Source organism: Algoriphagus yeomjeoni (genome assembly GCF_003259505.1).
Lineage (GTDB): Bacteria > Bacteroidota > Bacteroidia > Cytophagales > Cyclobacteriaceae > Algoriphagus > Algoriphagus yeomjeoni.
In genome coordinates, this window is sequence record NZ_QLLK01000024.1 from 1 (window position 1) to 16,777 (window position 16,777).

Annotated in this window: 13 protein-coding genes; 6 read left to right on the top strand and 7 right to left on the bottom strand. The window is 39.3% G+C overall.

Annotated elements, in window-relative coordinates; all coding sequences use genetic code 11:
• Positions 1-341: 341 nt before the first annotated feature.
• From LV83_RS21075 to dnaG, 5 genes are all read right to left on the bottom strand, one after another.
• Positions 342-2,282 carry a tetratricopeptide repeat-containing sensor histidine kinase gene (locus tag LV83_RS21075; protein WP_111613547.1) on the bottom strand — a complete coding sequence of 647 codons (1,941 nt, stop codon included), beginning with the start codon at positions 2,280-2,282 and terminating at the stop codon, positions 342-344.
• 79 nt (positions 2,283-2,361) lie between these two features.
• Positions 2,362-3,147 (bottom strand): 5'/3'-nucleotidase SurE, encoded by a 786-nt coding sequence (surE, locus tag LV83_RS21080; protein WP_111613548.1) that lies wholly within the window; start codon positions 3,145-3,147, stop codon positions 2,362-2,364.
• Complete coding sequence (locus LV83_RS21085) at positions 3,148-3,807, bottom strand: hypothetical protein (RefSeq protein ID WP_317046711.1); 660 nt, start codon at positions 3,805-3,807, stop codon at positions 3,148-3,150.
• Between the two features lie 82 nt (positions 3,808-3,889).
• Positions 3,890-5,101, bottom strand: a complete 1,212-nt coding sequence (locus LV83_RS21090) for a bifunctional 3,4-dihydroxy-2-butanone-4-phosphate synthase/GTP cyclohydrolase II (RefSeq protein WP_111613550.1) — start codon at positions 5,099-5,101, stop codon at positions 3,890-3,892.
• A gap of 85 nt (positions 5,102-5,186) precedes the next feature.
• A complete protein-coding gene (gene dnaG / locus LV83_RS21095) occupies positions 5,187-7,124 on the bottom strand; it encodes a DNA primase (RefSeq protein WP_111613551.1) in 1,938 nt (645 codons plus the stop codon).
• A 149-nt stretch (positions 7,125-7,273) separates the two neighbouring features.
• Here dnaG and LV83_RS21100 point away from each other — a divergent pair, with 149 nt between their 5' ends.
• From LV83_RS21100 to LV83_RS21125, 6 genes are all read left to right on the top strand, one after another.
• Positions 7,274-8,368, top strand: coding sequence for an Mrp/NBP35 family ATP-binding protein (locus tag LV83_RS21100; RefSeq protein ID WP_111613552.1), 1,095 nt, complete (start codon positions 7,274-7,276; stop codon positions 8,366-8,368).
• Positions 8,369-8,373: 5 nt separating this feature from the next.
• On the top strand, positions 8,374-8,622 hold the full coding sequence (locus LV83_RS21105; protein WP_111613553.1) for a NifU family protein: 249 nt from the start codon (positions 8,374-8,376) through the stop codon (positions 8,620-8,622).
• Between the two features lie 11 nt (positions 8,623-8,633).
• The gene (locus LV83_RS21110) at positions 8,634-11,711 is read left to right on the top strand and encodes a M43 family zinc metalloprotease (RefSeq protein WP_245947122.1); all 3,078 of its coding nucleotides are present in this window, start codon (positions 8,634-8,636) and stop codon (positions 11,709-11,711) included.
• A 146-nt stretch (positions 11,712-11,857) separates the two neighbouring features.
• A complete protein-coding gene (locus LV83_RS21115) occupies positions 11,858-12,598 on the top strand; it encodes a PASTA domain-containing protein (RefSeq protein WP_111613554.1) in 741 nt (246 codons plus the stop codon).
• Positions 12,599-12,603: 5 nt separating this feature from the next.
• The gene (locus tag LV83_RS21120; RefSeq protein WP_111613555.1) at positions 12,604-14,439 is read left to right on the top strand and encodes a T9SS type A sorting domain-containing protein; all 1,836 of its coding nucleotides are present in this window, start codon (positions 12,604-12,606) and stop codon (positions 14,437-14,439) included.
• Positions 14,440-14,443: 4 nt separating this feature from the next.
• Positions 14,444-14,740, top strand: a complete 297-nt coding sequence (locus tag LV83_RS21125; RefSeq protein WP_111613556.1) for a rhodanese-like domain-containing protein — start codon at positions 14,444-14,446, stop codon at positions 14,738-14,740.
• A gap of 25 nt (positions 14,741-14,765) precedes the next feature.
• On the opposite strand, the gene LV83_RS21130 is transcribed toward LV83_RS21125, so the two are convergent.
• Entirely contained in the window at positions 14,766-15,875 is a 1,110-nt protein-coding gene (locus LV83_RS21130) for a site-2 protease family protein (RefSeq protein WP_111613557.1), read from the bottom strand.
• The coding region (locus LV83_RS21135; RefSeq protein WP_245947123.1) for an HAD family hydrolase at positions 15,868-16,777 on the bottom strand (910 nt) is incomplete at its 5' end. The genes LV83_RS21135 and LV83_RS21130, both read right to left, overlap by 8 nt.

Here is a 16,777-nt window from a genome sequence, read left to right on the forward strand (position 1 = left end):
TCAGTAATCCTAAAATCCCAGCTACAACAAACGGCATAGAAGGGTACTTTAGCCACCTAAAAAACCACCTAGATATTCACCGCGGACTGAGTCTAAGACACAGGATAGACTTCATTAAATGGTATGTGTTTTTGTCCAATAAAAAATGAGTTTTCAAAGCCATAGAGCATATCAAAAAAAGTAAGGTCTGGCAAAAAATTACCAGACCTCTTTTTTCGTTTATGCGCTGACTTTATTGCTGACAAGTTGGTCTCCACCAGAGCCTGTTTCCTCTTCAAATCAACACTGGATATTAAGAAATTATCTCATTAAAGTCACCAACTATTTTTCAGTACATTACCTTAATTGATTAATAATTCACTGGCAGGTAGTCGCACACATACCTGAGTGCCTTCACCTTGTTGGCTATTAATAAATAATTCACCGTCATTCATACGAATGAATTCCTTGCAAATCTGTAGACCTAAACCAGATCCTTTTTCCATTTTGGTACCTAGTTTAGAATCCGAAATCACATAATCTGGTGAAAGCAATTCATTTATCTGATCTTCTTCCATACCTATTCCTTGATCTTTTACACACCAAGTAACCAAGTTGTTATCCACTTCTTCTGAAAGCTGAATTGTATCGCCAGGTTTAGAATATTTTACTGCATTATTCAAAATATTTCTAATCACAACTTCAATCAAATCACGGTCTGCATAAATCTGTAAGTCCGTGAATAGAGATATATATTCTATCTCAATTGATTTATCTCTTAATTTTGGACTGATCAATTTGATGTTATCACAAACCAACTGATAGAGGTTAAAATCCACTTTTTGAAGTTTAAACCCTTCCATTTGAGCCAACGACCATTTTAAGGTGTTGTTCAGCGTAAAATAAACCGTATCCACATCCACTTTTAAATGTTGAATCAGCTCATCAAATTCATCCTGACTAATATAACCAGCAATCAAAGAGTCAACGATTGATTTCACTTGACCTACTGGCCCTCTAAGGTCGTGCCCGATAATAGAAAAGAGTTTGTTTTTAGTTTGGTTAATTTCTTGAAGTTGGATTGACTTGGTTTCCAAATCTTCATTCTGCTTTCGTATTTGCTGTTTTTGAAGAAGCAAGTCTGCATTTTTTTTCTTGATATTTCTATTCAAATAAAATAACCAGACCAACAGAGCTAAAATCAGTACAGAACCTGCACTAACTAAGAAAATTATTTTACGGTTGAGAGCCAACCTAGTGGCTTGGTTCTCATTCTGCGCTACCAATAAGTCTAATTCAGATTGCTCCAAATCATCCTCAAACATCCCCTGCATCAACGCCAACCTGTCTCTACTTGACTTATTCATAATGGAGTCATTCAAGGTGACGAATTTGGATTGCTGCTCAAAGGCATTTTTATAATCGCCTATTTGCCGGTAGTACTCCGCCAAGGATTTATGACTTTTTGATAGTTCATCAATTAGGCCATTTTGCATAGACACATCTATTCCTCTTAGAAGTACCTCCTTGGCCATTTCCTGCTTACCGTTTAGTAGATAGGTGTCTCCAAGTCTGTAGAACAAGCTAGCCTGTACACTCGAGATGCCTTGTGCTATTCCATTTTTTAGGGCTTCTTCATAAATCATCTCGGCCGAGTCGAGTTGATTTCTAGCAAAGAAAACATCTCCTATAATTCGATTTGAAAAAGAAAGCAAATAGGGCGATCCTGCACTTTTATTCGCTTCAAAAGCTATAGACGTATAAGCTAAAGCAGAGTCTAATTCATTAAGCCTTAAGAAGTTTAGCGCAACATTATTAAGACTTCTAATCATCGTATAGAGATCTCCCATTTGATCACTGATTTCATAGGCCTTTTTGAATTGAACTATGGCCATAGAATAGTTTTGCTGTTCATAGTATAGCGCTCCCATACTATTCAATACTCTAGCTGCTTCTTCTAAATTATTTCCATCAACAGCCAATTTGTAAGCTTCCTTAGAGTAATTGAAAGACTTTTGCCACTGACCTCTTCGGTAGAATATCCATCCTAAATTTTCCTTGGCTTTGGCTTCTTCAAGGGTATTGTTTAGGGATTGAGCCAGTTTCTCTGCCTCCGTGGCATAGTTAAATGCCTCTTGTTGTTCTATTTCACGCAGGTAAAATGACAAGTCATTCAAAACAGTCAATCTTTCCTCACCCTTTGCTGTAGGAAGTAGCTGCTTCAGGCTATCAATTGCTTGAATCTGTGCCAAAGCACCAAAAGATGTGCTCAGTATAAAAAGAAATAATAAAATTCGTTTCACGAAGTCTTATCAATTTAAATAGTCAAAAATAAGTAATTAAAAAACAAAGCGATAGACGGTTAAAAAAATGATCCAGGGATTACTTTTTTAAATCGTCCCAATCCCACTCCTTGTTTATTTGTGTTATTGCATGATGTGCTGTTAGATCATATTGGCATGGAACGATTGAAACGTAATTATTTGCAATTGCCCATTCATCATTATCCTCACCTTTATCAAAATTTACAAAATTACCAGCTAACCATAAATATTTTCTACCATTTGGATCAAAACGCTCATCAAACTCCTCCTGCCATTTTGCCTCCGCTTGTCGACAAATTTTCAACCCTTTGATAGCTTCATTTTGCTTTGGTGGAAAGTTTACATTTAATGCAATTCCTTTTGTCATCCCTTTTTTTAGTACTTGACGGGTTATTTTCTCTACCCATTCTTCTACATGTGAAAATTCAGCTTTCGAAGAAAAATCGCATAAGCTAAAACCAATTGAAGGATAACCTTCCATTGCTCCTTCAATTGCCGCAGACATAGTCCCAGAATAAAGAACAGAAATCGATGTATTTGACCCATGGTTTATTCCACTTACGATCAAATCCGGACTTCTATCCTTCATCACATAATGCTTCGCCAATTTGACACAATCAGCAGGAGTACCACTAGACTTGTAGGCCTTTACACCATCGAAAATATCAACCTCTTCTAGACGTAGCGTTTCTCCGATCGTGATAGCATGTCCCATACCTGACTGAGGGCTGTCTGGTGCTACCACCACCACATCTCCCAGTTTCTTCATCACAGATACGAGAACACGGATCCCTTTGGATGTGATACCATCGTCATTTGAGACGAGAATTAATGGTTTAGACATTTAGTTTTGGTTCAACTCGTTGTAATAGGCAGTAATTCGAAGTAGGTCTCCCCTCTTGTCATAGTCTAAGCGATTTTTCCTCATAAAAAGGGAAATCTGATCATCATGACCTGGCAACATTTCAAAGAGATCTTTCTTCTTCAAGCTGTACTGCTCAATCTTACCATTTTTCAAAAAGTAATAATTAAAAGCTAATTTTTGCCCCATCATCATAGACTGGGGACCATAATAAGGATTCATCCCATAGCCTCCCATCATTCCAAAGTTACCCATTCCTCTAGAATCAGTTGCTACGTATTCTCTGCACAGCAAAGCAAGTTCTTCACCTTCTGTGAGCACTTCAAAGAAAATAGGTGTGGCATAATCATTTTCAAAAGCATACGGTAAACTGTAGAATTTACGCACTCCACCATATACTTCATCAAAAAACTCAAAATAGGTGACGTTCGTAGAAGTAAACGTTTCCACAGTTTGATCTTGAAGCTGAACTACATTATTGTCCAAATCGTATTTTATTTTCCCACCAAAGACCTGTCCATCTGTAGTATATATATTTCCTTTGTGCCAAAGTTGCGAAGGAAATTGATTCTGTGCAGAGGCAGAAGCTATACTCAGAAATAGTATGCTAAGGGAGATTAATGCTTTTTTTGCGGTTTCCATCATGTCTGAGTTTACGGAATAATACGTGTCAGGTTAATTCTCAACCCCAGATATTGACAAATATTAATATTAGAACAAGAATTTACTTCAAAATATTGTGTCCCATTTTATCTCGCTTGGTCTGGAGATATTTTTCATTGTGCACATTCGGACTGATCTCTATTGGAACTTGCTCTACGATCTGTAGACCATAGCCCAATAGACCTACTCGCTTTTGAGGGTTGTTGGAAATCAGACGTAAATTACTCACTTCCAAATCTCTTAATATCTGAGCTCCTACTCCATAGTCTCTACTGTCTGAGGGCAAGCCAAGAGCAAGATTGGCCTGGACGGTGTCCATTCCCTCTTCCTGAAGTTTATACGCTTTCAATTTATTAATCAAACCAATCCCTCTTCCTTCTTGATTCATATAAAGAATCACTCCTTTTCCTTCTTTCTGAACCATCTGCATGGCAGCATGAAGCTGGGGACCACAATCACACCTGCAGGAACCGAAAATATCACCGGTCATACAGGAAGAATGTACTCGAACTAATACCGGTTCATTCTTTTCCCATTTGCCTTTAATCAACGCAAGATGAAGCTCCTGAGTGTTGGTTTGACGAAAGGCAATCAACTCAAAATCGCCGAAATCAGTAGGAAGCTCCACTCCTATCTCACGCTTTATGAGAGACTCATGCTTCAATCTGTAGGCAATTAAATCTTTGATAGATATCAATTTCAAATTGAATCTCTTGGCTACCTCTACCAAATCCGGAAGTCGAGCCATTGTCCCATCTTCGTTCATTATTTCTACCAATACTCCAGCTGGTGAAAATCCTGCCAAACGGGCCAAATCAATTGCTGCTTCCGTATGACCTGCTCTCCTTAAAACACCACCTCTTTTGGCTTTTAAAGGAAAAATATGTCCAGGCTTTCCTAATTCACTCGGATCTATAGAATCATCAACGAGCGCTTTGATGGTTTTGGCTCTATCGGCTGTAGAAATACCCGTAGTACATCCGTGGCCTATTAAGTCCACTGACACAGTGAAAGGAGTTTCAAAAGCAGCAGTATTATTACCAACCATTAATTCCAGTCCTAACTGCTCACAACGATCCTCTATAAGTGGTGCACATATTAAACCACGCCCATGAGTAGCCATGAAATTGATAATTTCTGGTGTTACTGTCTCTGCAGCACAGACGAAATCGCCTTCATTTTCTCTATCCTCATCATCTACTACGATAATTACCTCTCCATTTTTGATGGCTACTATAGCATCTTCAATCGGATCCAGCGTATATTTTTCCACGAAATTTGTGTTTGAATTAGTATTAAGAAAAGCAAATTTACACGCTTTCAAATCTTAAACAGGAAGAAGCCAAATAAAGTTTGGTTTAGCCAATGACTATTCCGAGCTCCTTATCAATTTCAAGCTGTACTTTCTTGAGCTCAAAATAGATCACCTGAAACTCATGAATCTTTTCATCATCAAGGTGCTCTGATTCAGCATTTTTTATCTTCTCCTTAGCCTCTTCCATCAGCTTTTGCACCATCTTTTTCTTAAGTCTCAGGATGGATTTAAATCCAGTAAGCGTCAAATCATCCGACTCAGTATTTATTATAATTTGATGCGTATCAGCCCAATGATGCGAAACTTCATGGCGAACAGTGACTAAGTCTATCACTTCTTTTTGAACTTCCTGATCCCCCAAGCCAATAAAATATTCTGAGGTCGGAATCTCACCTTGAACAAGGCTATTTCTATACAGGTCCAAAATCCTAGTGTAAATAGGCGTAGTAAAATCAAGCTCTTCAGTCTCAGAGAGCAGATATTGACAAAGATGCATCTCTTCATCGCCTACTTTTTGCCAACCATAATTCACTAGAATTCGAATCATTTCACGCTCTTGAATCCTGAGAATTTCTGCAAATGTAGTAGCATTCTCATCTGGAATCAGTTCGTCGATTGCCTGCTCTGCGAAAGCCTCATCCTTCTGGCTATAATAATTATCCTTCTGGCTCTTTAGAATTGTTTTATTCAGCTCTGCATGAATGATATCCTCCTCAATCCCTAATAGGCCGGAAGCTTCCTTGGCATAAACTGACCTAATGATCGGATCTGGAATTTTCCCTATGCTTTGAACCACCTCACGGATTACCTCCGCTTTGCGGATGGGGTTCTTGGTAAACTCCTCTTTATACAAACCTATTTTGAAGCCTATGAAATCACGGCTGTTGCTCTCCAGATAGTCTTGAAATGCCTGAGAACCAACTTTCCTGGAATAACTATCCGGATCCTCACCATCTGGAAATACTACTGCTTTCACATTCAAACCGCCTTCCAGCAACAAATCAATCCCACGTAGAGAAGCTTTGATACCTGCAGCATCTCCATCATAGAGCACAGTGACCTGATCGGTAAATCGCTTGATTAATTTGATTTGCCCATCCGTCAACGAAGTCCCAGAGGAAGCAACTACATTCTCTATTCCCGAAAGATGCAAGCTTACCACATCAGTATAGCCTTCCACGAGGTAGCAATTGTCTTTATCACGAATTGCTTTCTTCGCCTGAAACATGCCATAGAGCACATCACTTTTGTGATAAACAGGTGTCTCAGGGGAGTTGATGTATTTGGGTTGGTTTTTGTCCTTGGTAAGAATTCTAGCTCCAAAGCCCAAAGGTTTACCACTGATGTTGTGAATTGCGAAAATGACCCTATTTCTAAAGCGATCATAAACTCGGGATGCGTCTCCTTCTTTCTGCAGAATCAAACCTGCTTTCAGCAGAATCTCTTCTTTAAAGCCAGCTTTCTTCGCTGCATTGAGCAAATTATCCCAGCCATCCAGTGCGTAGCCCAGGTCAAACTTTTCTATGATTGCTGGTGTAAATCCCCGCTCCTTGAAGTAGCTAAGCCCGATAGATTTCCCCTCAGCCGTTTGCAGGTTTTTCACAAAAAAGTCTCTTGCAAAACCTAAGGCAATCAGTAAGCTTTCCCTCTCATTTTGAGCTTCATTTTGCTCAGGAGTGCGAGTCTCATCTTCTTCTACTTCGATTCCATACCGCCCAGCTATGTGCTTTATCGCTTCCTGAAAGCCAATCCCTTCAATATCCATTACAAACTGGATTGGATCGCCGGCCTTACCGCAGCCAAAGCACTTATAGATTTGCTTTGCAGGAGAAATAGAAAATGATGGAGTCTTTTCTCCATGAAACGGACAATTGGCCCAGAGATTCTGACCTTTCTTTTTCATGGGTAAATAGTCGCCGATCACCTCTTCGATGTCCATGCGTTCTTTGACCTTGTCCGTTGTAAGTTTACTTATACCCATAGGAAAATAATGAAGCAAAGTTAATCGCTCATTCTAAAAAATGAGAACTTTCTAAGGTTTCATCTAGTTCAGAAGTAAGATAGATTTAATTCATACTTTATTTAGAAGCCATTAAGCTCTAAATTGCGCAAAATTACAATATTCAATTCATGGAGTTAACTAAGGATAATATCCTGAAAACGCTTTCCCGGGTACAAGATCCAGATCTAAAGAAGGATTTGGTGACGTTGGGAATGATACAAAAAATAGAAATAACAGGTAAAAAAGTCAGTTTTGATGTAGTTCTTACTACACCTGCTTGCCCACTTAAAGAAGTAATCAAAAATAATTGCCTGGAAGTATTGGAAGAAGACTTTGGTACTGAGCCTGAGTGGGAGTTATTTATGACTTCTCAAGTCACTACCATTAGAGATTCAGCTCCGGTATTACCACAAGTAAAAAACATCATAGCAATAGCTTCAGGAAAAGGAGGCGTTGGAAAATCCACTACGGCAGTGAATTTGGCCGTTTCCTTAGCAAAAACTGGAGCAAAAGTAGGATTGATTGATGCGGATATTTCAGGCCCATCTATCCCGACCATGTTCAACGTGGAAGCTGAGCAACCTGCTGTCAAGAAAGTAGGTGATAAAAACATTATAGTTCCCATAGAGCAATACGGAGTCAAATTGATGTCAATTGGATTTCTGACCCCAGTGGATAGCGCAGTGGTCTGGAGAGGCCCTATGGCGAGTTCAGCGTTAAAGCAGTTTATTTCAGATGTAGAATGGGGAGAGCTGGATTACCTATTGATCGATCTACCTCCAGGGACTTCAGATATTCACCTGACAATGGTTCAAACAGTACCAGTTACCGGTGCGGTAATCGTCACAACACCTCAAAAGGTCGCTTTGGCAGATGCTAATAAGGGATTATCCATGTTCAGACAGCCACAAATTAACGTACCCATCTTAGGTGTTATTGAAAATATGGCTTATTTTACACCCGAAGAATTACCTGATAATAAGTATTACCTATTTGGTAAAGAGGGTGGAAAAAGATTAGCTGAAAAATACGATGTGCCGTTTTTGGGAGAAATACCAATCGTACAAAGTATTAGAGAAAGTGGAGATTCGGGATATCCAGCAGTTTTAAAAAACGGAATCACCCAAGAATCATATATGAAACTAGCTGAAGAAATCGCTAGACAAATTGCCATACGAAATGCCTCTAAGGATAAAACTGCAGTGGTAGAAATTAAAGCTTAAAGAACATGCAACCAGAACTTAAAGAACAAATAGAATTTGCACTTGACACGATTCGCCCCTATCTGGAAGCAGATGGAGGAAATGTGAGGATAGTAGAACTGACCGACGATATGGTTTTAAAATTAGAGTTGTTGGGTTCATGTGGTTCTTGCCCTATGTCCACTATGACTCTTAAAGCAGGGGTCGAAGAAGCTATCAAGCGTGCGATTCCAGAAATCATCCGAGTAGAAGCCGTCAACCTAACTGTTGCTTAATTAGAATTTTAATGAAAAAAGGTTTTCGGGGTTTTGACAAAGCCAGTATGCTCCTTCTAGGAGCGTTTTTTGTGTTTTTTTCAGGCTTTGCTCAGCAATTCAAAACCTTAAATATCACAGATCAACTAAACCAGTCGAGTTCTCATACTCATAGAGAAAAATGTGGTCATACAATTCTAGAACAAAAAATGGAAAAGGAATTGGGCTATTTCGGCTCAAAACCGTTCTTTGAAAGCTGGATAAATGATAAGATTGAGGAGCATAAAAGTAGACCTCAAATCTTGTCAAGAACAAGTGATGACCACATTCTGATTCCTGTAGTCGTACATGTGATTCACAATGGAGAGGCTTTGGGACAAGGTCCAAATGTTCCACTTTCTCAGATTGAGGAGCAGATAAGGATATTGAATGAGGATTTTCAGCGATTAAATGCTGATGCAGCAAATACTCCTGAAATTTTCGCCCCTGTAGCTGGCCAAATCAACATTGAATTTGTTCTGGCCAAACAAGACCCTTCAGGATTACCTACCAGCGGAATTACTCGCATGGTCGGCTCTAAATCTTCTTATGATCCAAACACGGATGCTAGCACCATAGGGCAACTGATCCAGTGGAATCCAGCTGAATACATGAACATGTATGTGATTCCTTTAGTTAGTCCATTCATCGGATATTCATCCTTTCCAGTTTCTGATTTGCCAGGTTTAAATGGCGCACCAAACTCAGCGATTACAGATGGCGTAGTAATAGATTATAGGTTTTTTGGCATAGGTGGAAGTGCAGTATCCTCATCCAGAGGCAGAACCGCTACTCATGAAGTGGGTCACTTTTTTGGTTTGCGTCATATCTGGGGTGATGGAGGGTGTGGAGTAGACGACTTCGTGGCAGACACTCCTCTTCAGGATAATTCCAATACTGCTTGCAGTGCTAACGCTTCTAGATTTAGCTGTGATTCACAGGATATGATCCAAAATTACATGGATTATACCCCTGATGCTTGCATGAATCTATTCACTAAAGGACAGGTGGAGCGATTCGAAGTAGTTCTTGCTAACAGCCCCAGAAGAGTAACCTTACTTAATAACAGAGCCACTCAGGAGCCTGAGCTTGCTGAAAATGATTTGGCAATAGCGAGAGTTTTGGAGCCAGGAGAATTTGAGTGTGATCCATTTATTAATCCTACAATAGAAGTACTAAATGCAGGACGAAACAATTTAACTTCTGGCAGAATAGAACTGAGAAGAAATGGAACAGTTTTAGAATCCAAAAGAGTCACTTTCAATCTAGCTACTGGAGAAAGATTTTTAGTGAATTTCAATCAGTTCACACTGCTTCCAAATTCAAACACGGTTGAATTCAGAATCACACAGACCAATGATGTCCCAGACAACATCACTGAAAATAACATCAGAATAATCACCCCAGAACTTGAGCAACCTGTAAACCTGCCTTATACCAACGATTTAAGTACATTCCCAACTCCATGGGCCATTTCAAATCCTGATCAATTGACGACTTGGGAAAAGAGAAATATTAACATTTCGGGTATTTCACAGGATTTAGTCTACATCAGGCATTACGAATATGAGGCACCGGGACAATTGGATTATTACATCTCCCCGATTATTAATCTAGCTCAATTTCCAAACGCACAATTAGTGTTTGAAATGGCATACGCGCCTTACGATCAGGCTGGATTTACTGATGGATTGATCGTAGCTGTATCTCAAGATTGCGGAAACACTTTTGATATTGCAAATGCGCCTTATGATAAAAATGATGCACAGCTACAGACAGCTCCAGCTACACTGGAGGAATTTATCCCAAACAATAACAATCAATTCAGAACTGAAATAGTCAATCTTGCAGACTATGCAGATCTTGGGTCAATACGGTTAGCTTTTATTGCAGAGAATGCTTATGGAAATAATATATACATCAAAAACATCAGGATTTTACCTACCGAGGAATTTAAGTATAAACTGAATATTTCTGATGTTATCTCTCCTACTCCTATTTCAGATGGCACCAATGATTCAGATTCTGTAACTCTAACAAATAGCGGAAGTGTTCCAATCTCTACGTTCTTATTTTCAACTTCATTAAATGATGGTTCTGCACAAACCTATCTGGCTAGTGGCAGCACATTTTTACCATCAGAGTCCATCGACATTTCTATTCCAAATAGAGCTGTTGCTGGGAAAAGCAAGGTTAAGTTTGTCGTATCTGAACCGAACTTTGATCAAAATGGAAACAGTTCTGACAGCACTGAACTCTATGTGATAGAAGATGCTGCAACCATTCCAGTGCCTTGGAGACAAAACTTCAATAGCTCATCAGCATTAGCTCCTTGGCAGACGATTAACCCTGAATCAAATGATGAAGGTTGGGTTATCACTTCTGCTTCATCTGTGGAAGGTCCCAATAACGTGGCACGCGCGACTACCAAAAAACAGAACGATTCCTACTGGTTAGGAACCCCAATTTTCGACTTATCATCAAGTAGGCAAGCAAGTATATTCTTCGACCTTGCTGCTGGTTCAAATGAAGCCAATACTACGCTAAAATTATTGGCTAGTTCCAATGGTGGGAATTCATATAGTGAAGTTTGGTCTGCAAATGGGAATGCTCTTTCTACCGTTTCATCCGGAGAAGCAAACCCAAATAGCCCCGGTGATTACGTTCGGAAATTTGTCAACCTGAGTGATTTTGCTGGATCAGGCAAAACCCAAACTAGACTGGCATTTGTATTAGAAAATGGCAATGAGACTGATTCACCTATCTATTTGGATAATATTGAATTGTTCTTGAATGCTAATCCTGAGCCGGTAGTACCTGCAGTAGGAATGTCTGTTTTGTACCCAAATCCAGCTAGAGATATATTTAATATTTCATTTAATTTGACTGATTTGGAAGACGTAACTATTCAGGTTATTTCAAGTACGGGTGCCTTGGTTCAAGAAATTGAATACCCAGGTACACTCAACCAGACTTATTCTTTTAGCACCCAACTGTTTTCTAAGGGTGTTTTTATAGTCAACATCTCGAGTAATACAATCCGGGAAACAAGAAGATTAATCATTAATTAATCAAAAATAAGCTGAAGAAATCCTCTTCGGCTTATTTTTTGCCTTAGGGATTAATCAGTTTTAGAGCAATCCTTCGTTGTGAGGATTCAATTTCCCGCTTATCTTTAACTATTAAAATTTCTCAGGTATCTCATTCCACTTTCCTTTTGAAAAAGATATTAATTAACCTCCTAGTGATCATAGGGATTTCAGTTTTACTGGGCTTCCTTTTTTTGAAAGTTTATCTTCCCATGTATACCAACCATGGTGAATCAGTCTCTGTACCGGATTTATCAGGCTATACCTTCGATGAAGGTGTAGATATTCTCGATCGAGCTGGCCTTCAATATGAAGTGTCTCTAGACTCAGGATTCAACACAGATCTCAAGACTTTTGCGATTTTGAAGCAAATACCAGAACCCAACGCTCAGGTGAAAAGTGGAAAAACTATCTACTTGACATTGAATGCCCGTAATGCTCCAATGCTGAAAATGCCAAACTTGGTGAATACTCAGTTGAAAAATGTACAGGAGATATTGGCAAATATGGGACTGGAAAGAGGAGACATTAGGTATGTACCAGATATCGGTATCAATGTGGTTTTGGAGCAAAAATATCGTGGAGTTAACGTTCCTGAAGGGTTTGAAATCCCTAAAGGTGCAAGAATTGACTTGGTTGTTGGGGATGGAATGGGTAATCAAATTCTTGCCGTTCCGGATCTCAAGGGAATGGACGAAGTGGACGCTGAGTTCTTGATATTAGGTTCTAGCTTAAGAGTAGGTAATAAATATTATCTTGATACAGACTCTGTGGGTGCAGGGAAAGTATTAAGACAAACTCCTAATGCTTCCACACAAGTTAAAACAGGAGAATTGATTGATCTTTGGATTGCGAAAGATAACTTATAAGCTACATGCTCAAAATTCACCATATTTTTCGAGTGACAGGGCTACTCACAGCCTTTTTCATGTCGACTTTGGCTTTCGGCCAATTGGTGGAACTTGCCCCTATTCAACATACCAAAATAAAGTCCCAGACATATTCTGATCTAAATTCAAGAATCTTTGCGGGAAATACTCTTCCCTTTTGGGACGATTTTTCCCAAGGTATAGACACGCTGAAATGGACAGTGTCCGGAGCATCTTATACTGAAACTATTGGCCTAAATGCTCCTTCTATCGGGATGATACTTTTCGATGGTGTAGATGCAAACGGTAATCCTTACTCTTTATCTCAACGTGATCAGGGAGAAACGGACCACCTAACTTCTAAGCCATTTGACCTCAGTGCTCTGAATTCATCAGATCGCGAAAGCTTATATCTAAGTTTTTTCTGGCAAGCCGCCGGCAGAGCCGAACTTCCAGATGAAAGCGATCAGCTTACTTTGCAGATTCTAGATCCTTCAGGAAGTTGGATTACAGTATGGAGTCAGCTCGGTGGAGTCGGATTAGATACTGATGTTTTTACCCAAGAAATCATCAAAATTCTCCCAACCTGGCAGCATGCAGATTTCCAGTTTAGATTTTTCGCCGAAGGCAGACAATCAGGGCCTTTTGACAGCTGGATTATTGATTATATATACCTGAATGATGGTAGAACAAGTACTGATTTGGACTACAAAGACAGAAGCTTAACCAAAACAAATGAACTTAGGATTGGAGAATTCGGAGCATATCCTTTTGTACTATTGGAAAGCAATCAAAACGGTCTTTGGAGTAGCGTGAAAAACACTTTTTACAATCTGGAAAATCGCTTTCGTGCCATGGAATATTCCATCGTGATCAGAGATTCTTCTTCGATGAATACTACTCCCATCAATCTAAATACTCCTTTCAATCCGGTTCCTAATGCACTGGAAAGAAGAGATTTTACAAGTAGGGAATTTGAAGAAATTCCTGTCCCAGAGAATGAAACCACTTTGCAAATCATCACTTCAATTACCTCTGGTGATGAATTGCTTTACGAAGTAACAGCTGGAGATACTACCTTTTTCCCAAGTGTGAATTACGAGCTTAACGATACCGTAAAGACAACACTCTCACTCTTGGACTATTTTGCTTACGATAATGGTTCTGCTGATTATGCTGCGGGGATAAATCAGAGATCTGGGCAACTTGCCGTGAAATACAATACTCCTCAAGAAGTTTATATAAAAGGTATCTCTATAAATTTCAGCAATCCTAGGCAAGCAAATCAAGCAATAGATATTAATATGTGGAAGGATCTCGACAATAATCCTATTTTCACAAAGGAGGATTTAATTGCTGTGAAGGAGGTGGGCCAAGAGTTTTTATATTATTCACTTGATACAAATATCCGAGTTGATGGAGATTTTTACATTGGCTTCACACAGTTTACCAATGACTTTATCCATGTAGGTTTAGACAAAGTGAATGACACCGGAGACAAGCTTTATTATAATGTAGTTGGCACCTGGGTCCAAAATGAAGAGGTTCAAGGTTCCTTGATGATTAGGCCGCATATAAGCCTGGAAGCCCCATTTGAAGAGTTAGTTGCCCCAGAAGGAAATATTAGGATTTATCCCAACCCTGTAGAAACCCTTCTCAATTTGGAAGGGGTATTTAATGAAGCCAGAGTCTTTGATTCTTTTGGAAGAGAGATTTTTCTTGAGCGTCAACTTTCTTCCAAAGGAGAAATTATTAATTTTATTGGACAGCGTTCGGGAATTTATGTAGTAAACTTGGTTACCGAAGCTGGAATGCAATCATATAGAATTTTAGTCAAATAAGAATATGGAAGACATAACTGTAGAAGACCTCAAATCCAGATTGGATAACAAAGAAAAATTCATGTTTCTGGACGTTCGTGAAGAATGGGAATACGAGGATGATAATTTGGGAGCAAAAAATATCCCCTTAGCGGATTTACCCACTAGACTGGACGAATTGGAAGCATACAAAGACTCGGAAATCGTAGTTCACTGTAGGTCTGGAGCCAGAAGCATGAATGCAAAGAAATTTTTGGAGTCCAAGGGATTTTCAAAAGTCAGAAACACAACCGGAGGAATTTTAGCATACCGGAATCTTTAATATAAACTCCCTTCGGGGAGTTTTTTTATTTGAAAATAAAGGGTTCAGGAGAGAAACAGAGAACAAATACAATAATGGCAATAATGCCTAATACTTTTCTATTGGCATCTAACTCGCGGAAACCAGATACTTCAGGGTGCCGCAAGCCCATAATTCTTCCCAATAAAAACCCGTAAAACAACCATCCCTGATATCCTTGCAACTCAGGTTTGACAAAGGCCAATGCATAGTGAAATGCAGCTATTCCCAAAGCAAGGGTGATTCTATTCTTCAAACTTAGACCCGACTTTGTGAAGCATATAAACAAAAACCCTATATACAAAGGAATCCAGAGCATCAAATCCTCAACGGGTGAGTATGGACTAATAATCCCGAGCCCTGCATAGCCTATAAACAAAACATAGGCAACTAGAGAAATCTCTTTGTGACGCTTCGGAAAAAGGCCAAATATCACATGTCCCCCATCCAGCTGACCTATTGGTAATAAATTAAGGGCTGTAAAAAACAAAGCAAGGAAGCCGGCAAACAAATAAGGGTAATGGATCACCTCCGACATCGCTGGTAGGCGGTCTGGGTCAGCAAACATCTCGCCTAAACCCCAGAAAAGTAAGTTGTTGCCCAACTCAAAGTCAAGTACATCCTCCTCATACCCTTGAAAATCTGGATCTGCGTATTCCGGATGTATGGAATAGATGAAGTCAGGTTCAGGAAGTGTAGAAAAGCCATAAATAAGTACGAGAAGAGCAATTACAAAACCCGCCAGAGGTCCTGCAACGCCTATATCAAAAAACTTCTTTCGACTATTCACAAAGCCCTTCATCTGGATGACAGCTCCAAATGTTCCAATGGTAGGAATTCCGATAAATCCTAACCATCCAGGAATAAAAAAAGGCAAGGTGCACTTTACCTTATGATAAATAGCAGTAAAAAAATGTCCTAACTCATGAATAAGTAAAATCCCAATAAAGGGAATGGAAAAAGCCATTGATTTCCAAAAATACTCCCAGGTAAGAATGCTATCCTCTACCCCAAGCACAGATTTACCATATACCCATTCTGCTCCTGCGAGCGTAGTAGCAATTAAAGTAACCAGAAATAGAATTCCGTGACGGAGGTACTCTTTTTTACTATACATTCTTGAAATAATCGAAAATCACTTCAGGTCCAGTCACATGCACAGCCTGAATACCTACTTCTTTTGCTCCTTCCACATTGGCTATTAGATCATCGAAAAACACCACCCGATCTCCAGATGTACCGAGATCAACTAGCATTTTCTCATATATTTCCACCGAAGGCTTTGCGAGCCCCATTTCATGGCTTAAAAACACCCAGTCAAAAATCGGATCAAAATTTTGAAGACCATGGTCATTTTGTAATATTTTATTTACAGCATTAATATGTATCAAATTTGTATTACTTAATATGCCGACTTGAAATTTTTCTCTCAATTTTGAAATTAATTTTAGTCTTTCTACAGGGATTTTGAGGAGCAAAGAATTCCATAATTCATCAACTTTCTCGTCATTCCACTCCTGCTGAAAATAGTCTCTTACCCCTTGCCGAAACTCAGCTGAATTGATTCTACCAACCTCATAATCCTTATGAAAATCAGTTAGATAAAACCCATTAAGTTTTTCATGTAAATCAGAAGAAACTTCCTCTTTGATACGATTTAATGCCTTCTGATAATCTATATCTACGATGACATTTCCTAAATCAAAAATAAGAAAGTCTACATCGGGTGCATTATTCATTCGAAATATGGGTTGTGTATTTGCATTCAAATATGTAACATTGCACACCCAAAACCAAGGTTTACGGCGAATACGGGCTAAAACAAAAGGTTTTAAAAGAATAGTGCTTCCGATCTGCATCAGGGCGCATTCGGTTAGAGCAACTAACTCTCCCGATGAAAGATCGGGACTGTAGGTGCTGGTAATATTTAAGAAATAGGGGCTCCCGATCAGTATCGGGATGCATTCAGTTAGAGCAACTGACTCTCCCGATGAAGGATCGGGACAGTAGGTGCTGATA